Source organism: Streptococcus sp. Marseille-P7375 (assembly GCF_902460365.1).
GTDB lineage: Bacteria > Bacillota > Bacilli > Lactobacillales > Streptococcaceae > Streptococcus > Streptococcus cristatus_I.
Map to the genome: position 1 here is coordinate 28808 of NZ_CABPTR010000003.1, position 11634 is coordinate 40441.

Genomic DNA, 11634 nt, shown 5'->3' on the forward strand with positions numbered 1-11634 from the left:
TTCCTCCTTAAAGCTCAATTTCCATGACAATCGGTGTATGGTCTTGACGTGCACCAGAGTCAATCATAGCAGACTTTGTTACCTTGTCAGCCACGCGATTGCTGGTCAGCCAGTAGTCGATTCTCCAGCCTGTGTTGTTGATTTTAGAAGTCTTGCTGCGCTGCGCCCACCAAGTGTATTGGTTAGGGATATCACCGTGCAAGTGGCGGAAGGTATCGGTGAAGCCTTTAGCCAGTAGGTTGGTGAAACCAGCACGTTCTTCATCGGTAAAGCCTGGTGAACGGCGGTTGCTGGCAGGATTTGCAAGGTCGATTTCCTTGTGGGCTACATTGTAGTCGCCAGTTGCGAGGACTGGTTTTTGTTCATCTAGTGAAGCCAAGTATTCAGCGTATTTGACATCCCAGACTTGACGCTCTTCCAAGCGTTTGAGACCATCGCCAGCATTGGGCGTATAGACCTGAGTGACGAAGAAGTCGTCAAATTCCAGCGTAATGATGCGACCTTCAACATCCATGGTTGACGGAGCGCCGATTTCTGGGAAGGTCACGATTGGTGTTAGCTCTTTTTTGTAGAGAAACATAGTTCCAGCATAGCCTTTGCGGGCTGGCTCTTGAGACGAGCGCCAAGTATTTTCATAGCCTGGGAAGAACTCTTCTAAAATCTCAAGATGTTTTTTAGTCGGGCCTTTAGCGGAAAGCTTTGTTTCCTGAATAGCGATGATATCCGCATTTTCTGCTTGCAAGGTCCGAAGGACAGCCTGAGAGAGCTGAGCGCGGGCAGAATCACTGGTCAAAGCAGCGTTTAAAGAGTCAATGTTCCAAGAGATGAGTTTCATAAAATGTCCTTTTCTAGTAGAAATTTCCTGAATTTATTATACCAAAAGATAGAGTTGATTTATAGCAAAGTGATTGTAAAGCTACAAAAAGGCTAGAAGAAGGAGGAGTCCCCTCTTTCAATCGCTAGGAAATATGATATAATGAAGTGTTATCAAAAAAGGTTTCATTAGCCTTGAAAGGATTAAAAAATGACTACAAAACAATCGTTTTATATTACGACACCTATTTATTACCCGTCTGGCAAGCTCCATATCGGGTCTGCCTATACGACCATTGCCTGTGACGTTTTGGCTCGCTATAAGCGCCTTATGGGCTATGATGTCTTCTATCTGACTGGTCTTGATGAGCATGGTCAAAAAATCCAGAAAAAAGCTGAGGAAGCTGGTATCAGTCCGCAAGCTTACGTCGATGGTATGGCAGTTGGGGTCAAGGATCTCTGGCAGCTCTTGGATATTTCTTATGATAAATTTATTCGGACAACTGATGACTACCATGAAAAGGTTGTGGCTGATGTCTTTGAACGTCTCCTAGCTCAAGACGATATCTACTTGGGTGAATATTCAGGCTGGTATTCTGTATCTGATGAGGAATTCTTTACTGAAAGCCAGCTGGCTGAAGTCTTCCGTGATGAAAATGGGAAAGTGACTGGCGGAATTGCACCATCCGGACATGAAGTGGAGTGGGTTTCTGAAGAGTCTTACTTCCTCCGTCTCAGCAAGTACCAAGACCGCTTGGTAGAATTTTTCAAATCTCATCCTGACTTCATCACTCCAGATGGTCGTCTTAATGAAATGTTGAAAAACTTCATCGAGCCAGGCTTGGAAGACCTAGCCGTATCTCGGACAACCTTTACCTGGGGTGTGCCTGTGCCATCTAATCCAAGACATGTTGTCTATGTTTGGTTCGATGCCCTGCTCAACTATGTGACTGCTCTTGGTTACGGTCAAGATGAGCACGGTAACTTTGATAAGTTCTGGAACGGAACGGTCTTCCACATGGTTGGGAAAGACATCCTTCGTTTCCACTCCATCTACTGGCCAGTCCTCCTTATGATGTTGGATGTGAAATTACCAGAACGTTTGATTGGCCATGGTTGGTTTGTCATGAAGGATGGCAAGATGTCCAAGTCTAAGGGCAATGTGGTCTATCCTGAAATGCTGGTCGAACGCTATGGCTTGGATGCCTTGCGCTATTACCTCATGCGCAGTCTTCCAGTCGGCTCAGACGGAACTTTCACACCAGAAGATTATGTTGGCCGCATCAACTACGAGCTAGCCAATGACCTTGGAAACCTCCTCAACCGTACTGTTTCCATGATTAACAAGTACTTTGACGGTCAAGTGCCGGCCTATGAAGAAAATGTAACAGACTTTGATGGGGCTTTGGCTCAGGTAGCAGCTGAATCCATCGCTGACTACTACAAACACATGGATGCGGTGGACTATCCACGCGCGCTGGAAGCAGTCTGGACGCTCATTTCTCGCACCAATAAATACATTGATGAAACCGCTCCTTGGGTTCTGGCAAAAGATAAAGCCAAGGTCAAAGAACTGGCAGCAGTCATGAGCCACTTGGCAGCGAGTCTTCGTGTTGTAGCGCACTTGATCGCACCTTTCATGATGGAAACCAGCAAGGCTGTCCTTAGTCAACTCGGCTTGCCTCAAGCAACTTCGCTGGAAAACCTAGCAATTGACCAGCTCCCAGCAGGTCTGACAGTTGTAGAAAAGGGCACACCAATCTTCCCTCGTCTGGATATGGAAGCAGAAGTCGACTATATCAAAGAACAAATGGAAGGCAACAAACCTGCGGTTGAAAAAGAATGGAATCCCGAAGAAGTCGAGCTTAAACTTAACCGTGAAGCGATCAAGTTTGACGACTTTGATAAGGTAGAAATCCGTGTTGCAGAAGTCAAAGAGGTTTCTAAAGTTGAAGGTTCTGATAAGCTTCTTCAGTTCCGCTTGGATGCAGGGGACGGAGAAGACCGTCAAATCCTCTCTGGTATTGCCAAATACTATCCAAATGAGCAAGAACTGGTCGGCAAGAAAGTCCAAATCGTAGCCAACCTCAAACCACGCAAAATGATGGGCCGCATCAGCCAAGGTATGATTCTATCAGCCGAGCACGGCGACCAACTGACTCTCCTAACTGTGGACGAGAAAGTACCAAATGGAAGTTTGATTGGGTAATGTTATTTAGAAAAATTTCTATAATAGGAAATGTCGATTAACAAACCAACCTAATAAGTAATGAATCCCGGCAAGATGCTGGGATTTTTTGTGAATAATTTTTTAAAAACACTTGACAATTCATATATATATATAATACCTAATGAAAAGGTTTTAGGAGTTAAATGATGAAAATAGTAAAAATTGCATCACTTGTTTTGTTGTTGCTTTTAATTGTCGTTCTTTTTCCGCTGAATCCCTATTTATCAGCTATCCTTGCTATAATTAGTCTTGGAACAGCATTTTTGATTCGGAGGAAATAGGATAATGAAAATAGTTAAGAATTTCATAAGAAAAGTTTTGGGAGCTAAGATTTACGTTTGGATTGTGGTAGCCGTTCTCGCTATCTTTTTTGTTGTTGCAAAAACGTATAATATTATTGGGTACTTCCAAGGGAAAAATACTTCAAATGAACAGACCCAAGTCTATACTCGAATCACTCACTTAGAACAAGTTAACCAAAGTGTCTTTTTAAATGTTGGAATTCAAAAAGTTGAAACGATTGAGAAAGATAAAAAAATACCTGGTACCAATATCAGTATTCCATTATCTGTCAAGAAAGCAATCATCATTTTTAATTATACGGCTAAATTCGGAATTAAAGAAGGAGTCAAGGTTAGGAAAATCGCTGAGCATGAGTATGAGTTGATTATCCCTAAATATGAAGTTATAGGAGTTAAGGTTCCAGATAATCCCAAAGATCGATATAAACTATATAATACAAGCGGAGAGTTGTTAAGCGGAGCAACAGAAAATATTGATACTGGAGAGCATGTTAGTAAGGAGCTCAGCAATAAAGAACAAGAAGAATATCTTAAACAATATAAAAATCTTATCACACAATCAGCCGAGCAATATTATAGAGCTATTGTAACTGGTATTGACCCAGAAGCTAAAGTGACCTTTAAAAATGTGAATGAATAAGTCAATTTCAAAATCGGATAATTATTTCTAATACCCAAAAATCAGGAACAGTATTCATACTGTTCCTGATTTTTCTTGGTTAGCTAGGGTTTGACGCACCCATATTTAAGAGGGTAAAGTATCCTCTTCAGTAGTCTCAGAGTTGTTTTCTTTTGGCTTTTCAGTATTGACAAAAGGTAGTTGATTGACAAACTGAGAGATATTTTCTCGGATTTCTTTTTGGATTTCTGCAGGCTTCAGCAGATTTATGTCTTCTTTCCAAGATTGGTAGCGCATGTCTACCAGTAGTTTGGCGAGGTGTGTCAGCATTTCCCGCTCCTGGTCTGTGAGAGCATTGGCATTTTCAAAAACAGCTAAGATTTTGTTGAAATTTTCCAGCTTGGTGAGGTCATTGATGGAGCTGATGCCAGCATCTAGGATGAGGCCAAAAAAGAGATCGAAAAAGTCTTTTAATTCCTCATCAGAAACGCTATCCACCCAGTTTTTCAGAGTTTTATCTACTTGAAGGCTGTCTGGATTGAGGTTGTCCAGTAGGACAAAAGTCTGGTCACTGATCTGCCAAGTGAAGGTATCGTGCTGGGCCAAACCGCCGAAAGCTGTACTTTTGACAATCTGAGCCTGCTTAGGCGTTTCGAGCATCATTCCGACGATAGATCCTTGCGGGATGTAGCGCTTTATCTTGTCTGAAATAGTCTGGTAGCCTTGACTGGTGATGACTGAGTGATTCAGTCCGGGAGCATCAAAGCTGTAAATGCTCTGAATCCGCTCTTGATATTCTGGCTCAATCTGACTAGCAGCGTAGGAAGCCAGATTGCCTCCTTTCGAGTGGCCCGTCAGTATGAATTGCCCAGGCAGAGCATCCATGGCTTTTCGCAGATAATTGACCGCCGTTTTTTGAGCTGGGACCTGATCCATATAGGTCATGTGGAAGTCCTCTTTCCAGCCGATAATGGAATCATCAGTTCCGCGGAAGGTCAGGACATAACTATCGGGCTTGATTTTGAAAATCATAGCTGCAAACTGCTTTTGAACATCAGGGTCAATATCATTGACATAGCCTATGAGTTTGATATTTTTGAAACGGGTGGAACTGGCTGCTTTTTCCAAGAGCTTCAGCCGATTTTTAGTCACTAACATGGACAAATCCTGTGGTACTTTTTCAGCAGCTTCAAACAAGCGGCAAGTACAATCAGGGGACATCTGGTCAGACAAAATCTGGTCAAAAGGCAGATAAGTTATCTCGGTCAGCATCAGCATATCCAGTTCGTTAAAGGGGGTGTCGTAGATACTGTCGTAAGCTACTTGGTCTAGGTAATCAAAAATTATTCCCATATTTATCTCCAATATTCTATCTTCTTCCAGTATAGCATAAGTGGACGTAGATTGTCAGAAAGGAAAAAAGAAAAGAGCGGAAACCTGAAGATATCCTTCAGGTTTCCAGCTCTTTTGATCTAGTAAGCCTTACCGATTAGGATGGCGTAGATAAAGAATAAGGCGAAGCCAAAGAGGAAGATTAAACCAAGGATGGAAAGACCTTTTAGCCATTTGCTCAGATGTTTATTCTCGCTCGTAACGAGGAGATAGTTTAGAAGGGCAAAAAATGGAGTAGTCAGGAAGGAAGCAATCATGGCGAAACGAAGCATGAGGGCCACACTACCTTGGAAGAAGTAGATGATAACGCCACCGATAATAGCTGTAGCTGTCATCCAGATATGCAGAGTTTTTTGAGAAGTCTTATCTTCATTGAGAAGGAGGCGTAGGGATTCAGCATTTACACGGGAATAGCCATCGATAACGGTAATAACCGTACCAAAGATACAGAGAAAGGCAATGAATGTGATCAGAATCCGTGACCAGTCGCCAAGAACAGATGCGTACATCCCAACGAATTGCTGGATGTAGGCAGCACCAGCATCTTGAACTGCTTGGCCAGTTGGATACTGGATGAGAGCGCCCATAGCGACGAAGAAGATAGCCAGAATAGCCGTACCGATATAGCCAACATTAAAGTCAAAGAGTCCGTCCGTGACAGAGATATTGACAGATTTTCCTTTCTCAGCAGTCCAGAGGGAGTTGATTGCTGAAATCTCGATTGGAGCTGGCATCCAGCCCATTAGAGAAACGATGAAAGGCAAGGCAGCCATTTGCCAAGGGGTCTTTTCAACGAAGTTTGCTCCGTACTCAGGATGCTTGATAATGGCAACGATGACCGCAATAACGGTTGCAAAGGTTAGAGCAGACATGATCCATTTGGCAAGGCCGTCCAGGAACTTGTAGCCACCAAAGAGTAGCATTGCCCAGATCAGGATGATGAGAATCAGAGACCATTGAGTAATGCTGAGTCCAAGGGCGTTTGGAAAGGCGCTAGCGATGATAGCAGCACAGAGAATTCCGACTCCTGCTGTATTGACCAAGGCGGAGAAGACATTTAAAACGAAGAAGATGCCTAAGTAGACTTTTCCTTTTTGGGCATAGCCTTCAACCAAGCTGTGACCAGTTTCCAAGGTGTACTCAGCACCGAAGCGAAAGAAGGGATATTTGAAGAGGTTGGCCAAGATGACCAGTCCCATCAAGGCCCAGCCATACTTGGCGCCCGCTTGAGCAGAGGAAACAATATGAGAGCCACCAACAGCAGCAGAGGCCATGAGGATCCCAGGGCCTAGGGCTTTTAGTTTGGACTGCCAGGTAGATGTCTGAGTTTGTTCTAGCATAATAATCTCCTTATTATAAAAAATGAATTTTCAGACAATTCTGAATGTAGTGTTATTTTATCTTTTTACTCTGTCTTTGTCAACACTTATTGAAGGATTTCTTGAAACTTTCTGAAAAACAATCTTATTCATCCTCATTCTGTCGTCTATAAGGACATTTAACTTGGGGATACCTCATCTATTAATATATGGCGGTGTTCAGTTCCATAAAACTGTTTGCTTTTACAGCCATAAGTGAACTTGGATTGTTTTGCTATGATCTTTCCTTTATAGTTTCGTGGCTCAAACAGTCTGTTTCTGGATTGTTGTAAATTGATTCATCGTGACAATCGGACTTGTAAGTCACTATTAGATTTGCCGGTATCAGGAATTTACAGAGGTATTGAACTTTTGATAGATGATATGATAATCAGACTATAAAAAAAGTGGACAATTGTCCACTAGTTAAATGAATCCGATTCGTATATATCTAGTTCTAATAAATTTTGAATATCACTTTTCTGACTTTTTTCAATTTGAATAAATTTTCCATTGTTTAATTCGTATGTATGATTAGTTTCACTATTTGTTTCTAAAAAATAGTTTTCATCATTATGTCTAAGGAATATAGTTACTTCTAGCTCATTGTTAGTGATTGGTTCTGAGAACTTTTTATTATAAAATTTGGCTCCATTCTTCTCATGACATGGATTAAATTTTCTATACTCATCACTCCCAATTTTGATAAGTTTTATAGTTTTATGATTTTCTATAATTAGGTTTATTTTATTATCATTAACTTTTGCTATACATCCAATTTTTTCTTCTTTATCATTAAATATGATAAAGTCTTCATCAAGAAAGAATGTTTTATCAAAATATTTTATTCTTCCTCCATCAATATTTATATAAGATTTCCGAATAATAATATCTTTCTTTGTAAAATTATTAGATGTTATTATATTTCAATTCCCAATTAGATATTTTTGATTGGGCGGAAAACCAAGGTATGTTTGGAAAAATTGCCTCGATTTTGGAGCATAAATAAAAAACAGAAATATCGGAAAAAATATTAATGTTATCATAAATCTACGAAGTCCAACGGATAAAATACCATAAATGTTAGATGCATCAGGGTGAATACATATTGATGAAATATATATGATTGGAATCAGAAACATTAAGGAAATTTTTATTAATGAGAGTTGCTGTTTCTTAGATTTTGTTACTTTTATGTTGAATATATCTTCCAGAGTATCAGCTTGTAATAATAAAGATGCTATTGCTACAATTGCCGAAACCATAGCGGATTGTGACGTATCTATACGAGATAAAATTATTGAAAATGTAATGATAAATGGAATCAACAATATAAAAGTTTTTTTATATCCAGAGTCAGATTTTTCTTTTAGATAATTTTCGCACAATACCATTATTATCAAAATCAACACCAAAATCCAGTATAGATAATTCCTAGAGCTGAAAATGTTAATTAGTACAAGACTTAAAATTGCAAACTCTATAAGTCCAAAGGACACTGTTACAATTACATTGAATATCCATTCAACTATATTTTTTGACTTTCGGCAAGCTAAGTACAATTTAGTTATTGTAAAGAGAAAAACAAATAAATAAAATGAAGCATCATTATCTTTACCAAAGCTTAAAATAAAAAATAAACCCAGAAAAAAAAAGCAAGTATGAATACCAATTTCAATCATATTGGATTTGAAAAAATTATTTTCTTTCAATATATCTCTCCTTCAGTGAAATTAATTCATTAGGTAAAACTTCTTTAGTAAATCTATCCTAATTAAACAAACCTTGAGTCACGTGGATTCAAAAGCAGTATCAACTAAAAATTAAATAAATATTATGTATGATAGCTATATAAGTAGCTGATAAATATAAAATAAATATTATTATAGCTATTGTATCACATATGCTAAAGTTGTCAATTTTTTATGTGGCATTTTTGGTATACAGGGTACTTTCAACATCATGAAGTTTTTAATGAAAAATATCTATAAATCTACGTAATTATTCATGAAGTAGCCGAAGTATTTGAAATAGATGCTGAAATGGAGTTAGTTAATCTAATCTTTTATTCTGATGCTATTAATGAGTTGATATAGTCTCGTACCTTTAAAACTCTTGATTGAAAATTTTATTGTTAAGGAGTGACCGTAAAAGATTAGAAGAGAACATAATAAATTAAGGGAACTATATACTTGTTTACACAACCGTAAAGTTTAGCTGTGAAATTTACAAGAAGCCTGTTCGGAAACAATACATCATGTGATTGGTGTAAACTGCTAAATAGTTCCCTAAATTGAAAACAATATTGTTATAGTAAAAAACTCTCTGTGATTTAAGGGAGAATTTGATATAATAGCAGTAAGAAAAATGAGTGAGGAAATGGGATGCACAAGATTTTACTGGTCGAGGATGATGCGGTCATCCGTCAAATGATCAAAAAAATGCTGGAGCAATGGGGCTATCAGGTTGTGGCGATTGAGGATTTCATGCAGGTTTTGACGACCTTTGTCAAGGAGGAGCCCCAGCTGGTGCTGATGGATATTGGCCTGCCCCTCTTTAACGGCTACCATTGGTGCCAGGAAATTCGGAAGATTTCGACGGTGCCGATTATGTTTCTGTCTTCGCGCGACCAGTCCATGGATATCGTCATGGCCATCAATATGGGGGCAGATGACTATGTGACCAAGCCTTTTGACAATAATGTCTTTCTGGCCAAGGTTCAAGGCCTGCTGCGACGTTCGTATGAGTTCGGGACGGATCAAAGCCTTTTGGAATATCAGGGTGTGATTTTAAATCTTAAATCCATGGATTTGGTTTATGAAGGCGAGCTTGTAACGCTGACCAAGAATGAATTTCAGATTTTGCGGGTGCTCTTTGAGCATTCTGGCAGCATCGTGGCGCGTGATGACTTGATGAAGGAGCTCTGGAACAGCGATTTCTTTATTGATGACAATACCTTGTCCGTCAATGTTGCCCGCCTGCGCAAGAAGCTGGAAGAGCACGGTCTGAAGCATTTCATTGAGACGAAAAAAGGGATAGGATATGGTTTGACCAATGGACATGCAGGATAAATTTTTCTTTTTGAAGCATCATTTGTATTCCCGTCGCTTCATCTTGTTGCTCTTGCTGATTGTCTTTTCGATTATGGGGATGTTTGCCTTTATTTTTGAAGACGGGCGCAGCCTGCTAGAGTATCAGCTGCTCTTAGCCTTTCTCCTTGCTAGCTTTTTCTTGGGAATGGATCTAGCTAGTGCCTATAAGGAATACCGCAACCAGCTCTTCTATGCCTCAGGTCGGCCTCAGACTGCCTTAGAGGTTCTCCTTTTTGAGAAACTGGCTCTTTTGGAAATGGACAAGAAGAACCGTGCGATTGAGGAGAGGGAGAAGCTAAATGACCTGATGGATTATTATACGCTCTGGGCTCATCAGATCAAGACGCCTATTGCGGCTAGTTCATTGCTGGTCGGAGAGATTGAGGACAAGAAGGTCAAGAACCAGCTGGAGCAAGAACTCTTCAAGATCGAGTCCTATGTCAATATCGTCTTGCAGTATCTTCGCTTGGAGAGTTTCCACGAGGATTTGGTCTTGAAAAAGGAAAATGTTGAAGATTTGGTCAAGGAGATTGTCAAGAAGTATGCGATTTTCTTTATCCAAAAGGGCTTGAGCCTCAATCTGCATGATCTAGACCGAACCATCATCACAGACAGAAAGTGGTTCGTTGTTATTTTGGAGCAAGTGCTGTCAAATAGTCTGAAATACACCAGTCAAGGCGGGATTGAGATTTATTTTCAGGAGGATGCGCTTTATATCAAAGACAGCGGTCTCGGGATTCAAGATGCGGATTTGCTAAGGGTTTTCGAGCGAGGTTTTTCGGGCTATAATGGCCGTTTAACTCAGCAATCGTCTGGCTTGGGACTTTATTTGTCCAAGAAAATTGCAGATGAGCTGGGGCATCAGATCAGCATCGCTTCGCAGGTCGGACAAGGAACAACTGTCATGATTAGTTTTTCAGAAAAGAAAATGATATTTGAATAAGGCATTCTTACAAATTTGTAAGGTTGGCCAGTGAAATTGAAAGGTTAGGTTATGGTACCGACCTTTCTTTTTTTGTAAGATAGATGTATAAAGAAGACAAGGAGATATGAAATGAAAACAAGAGGATTAAATGCTTTCCAACTCAAGCTTTTCATGGCCTTTTTAATGGTTTTTGATCATATTGGTAAGATTCCAGGGCTTTTGCCGACAGGCTGGGACGGGATTTTTCACCTGCTGACTCGCTGTGTAGCTGCTTGGTTTGCTTTTAGCGCAGTAGAAGGCTTTCTGCATACGCGCAACCGCTTGACCTACAATGCCCGCTTGTTTATCTGGGCGGCTATCATGCAGCTGGGCAATACCATCTTGACCATGCTCTTTCATAGCAAGGGGATTCATCTTGAGAATAATATCTTTCTCAGCTTAGCCTGTGGCGTTCTGGTGCTTAATCTTGTATTTGGTCTTTCCAAAAATAGTGAAGAGGTTATGGATGAGAAGCGCTATTTGCGGATTGGAGCGGCAGTCTTAATTGGTTTGGCAGGAGTTTTTTTGACAGAAGGTGGCATGACCATTATTCCTTTGATGCTGATTAGCTATATCTTCCGCAATCAGCCTGCTCTCAGAACTTTTTCTTACATGGTCTTGGCTTTTCTACTCTTCTGTCTGAGCATTGAAATCTACCCAACCATGGGAGCCACCATTTCGATGATGCTCTACAATTCAGACTGGGCCTTTATTACCGTCTTGCCCTTCCTCCATCTCTACAATGGCGAGCGAGGCTATAATGGCAAGTGGGGCAAGTATTTCTTCTATATCTTTTACCCAGCCCATCTCTGGATCATCGCACTGATTGCATATCTAGTGCAGAGATAAAAATATTGGCATTTA

Annotated in this window: 10 protein-coding genes; 6 read left to right on the plus strand and 4 right to left on the minus strand. The window is 40.3% G+C overall.

The annotated features are described in order from the left end of the window. Positions 1 to 7 precede the first annotated feature (7 nt). Positions 8 to 835 carry an exodeoxyribonuclease III gene (locus FZ954_RS07460; RefSeq protein ID WP_148877908.1) on the minus strand — a complete coding sequence of 276 codons (828 nt, stop codon included), beginning with the start codon at positions 833 to 835 and terminating at the stop codon, positions 8 to 10. A gap of 189 nt (positions 836 to 1024) precedes the next feature. On the opposite strand from FZ954_RS07460, the gene metG reads away from it, so the two are divergent. From metG to FZ954_RS07470, 3 genes are all read left to right on the plus strand, one after another. Next, positions 1025 to 3022 (plus strand): methionine--tRNA ligase, encoded by a 1998-nt coding sequence (gene metG / locus FZ954_RS07465; RefSeq protein ID WP_148877909.1) that lies wholly within the window; start codon positions 1025 to 1027, stop codon positions 3020 to 3022. Positions 3023 to 3186: 164 nt separating this feature from the next. After that, positions 3187 to 3324 carry a hypothetical protein gene (locus FZ954_RS11820; RefSeq protein ID WP_187759297.1) on the plus strand — a complete coding sequence of 46 codons (138 nt, stop codon included), beginning with the start codon at positions 3187 to 3189 and terminating at the stop codon, positions 3322 to 3324. 4 nt (positions 3325 to 3328) lie between these two features. Then, positions 3329 to 3985: a DUF4230 domain-containing protein gene (locus FZ954_RS07470; RefSeq protein ID WP_148877910.1), complete on the plus strand. Its 657-nt coding sequence runs from the start codon at positions 3329 to 3331 to the stop codon at positions 3983 to 3985. Between the two features lie 105 nt (positions 3986 to 4090). Here FZ954_RS07470 and FZ954_RS07475 read toward each other — a convergent pair whose 3' ends face one another. The 3 genes from FZ954_RS07475 to FZ954_RS07485 all read right to left on the minus strand — a co-directional run bounded on the left by FZ954_RS07475 (position 4091) and on the right by FZ954_RS07485 (position 8426). After that, positions 4091 to 5317: a DUF2974 domain-containing protein gene (locus FZ954_RS07475; protein ID WP_148877911.1), complete on the minus strand. Its 1227-nt coding sequence runs from the start codon at positions 5315 to 5317 to the stop codon at positions 4091 to 4093. Positions 5318 to 5436: 119 nt separating this feature from the next. Next, positions 5437 to 6696 (minus strand): NRAMP family divalent metal transporter, encoded by a 1260-nt coding sequence (locus FZ954_RS07480; protein ID WP_148877912.1) that lies wholly within the window; start codon positions 6694 to 6696, stop codon positions 5437 to 5439. Positions 6697 to 7640: 944 nt separating this feature from the next. Further along, positions 7641 to 8426, minus strand: a complete 786-nt coding sequence (locus FZ954_RS07485; protein WP_148877913.1) for a hypothetical protein — start codon at positions 8424 to 8426, stop codon at positions 7641 to 7643. 672 nt (positions 8427 to 9098) lie between these two features. Between FZ954_RS07485 and FZ954_RS07490 the strand changes: the two genes are divergently transcribed. From FZ954_RS07490 to FZ954_RS07500, 3 genes are all read left to right on the plus strand, one after another. Beyond that, complete coding sequence (locus FZ954_RS07490; protein ID WP_037615348.1) at positions 9099 to 9785, plus strand: response regulator transcription factor; 687 nt, start codon at positions 9099 to 9101, stop codon at positions 9783 to 9785. Further along, a complete protein-coding gene (locus FZ954_RS07495) occupies positions 9769 to 10749 on the plus strand; it encodes a sensor histidine kinase (protein ID WP_148877914.1) in 981 nt (326 codons plus the stop codon). Before FZ954_RS07490 ends, FZ954_RS07495 begins: the two co-directional genes overlap by 17 nt. Before the next feature lie 111 nt (positions 10750 to 10860). Then, entirely contained in the window at positions 10861 to 11619 is a 759-nt protein-coding gene (locus tag FZ954_RS07500) for a TraX family protein (RefSeq protein WP_148877915.1), read from the plus strand. Positions 11620 to 11634 lie beyond the last annotated feature (15 nt).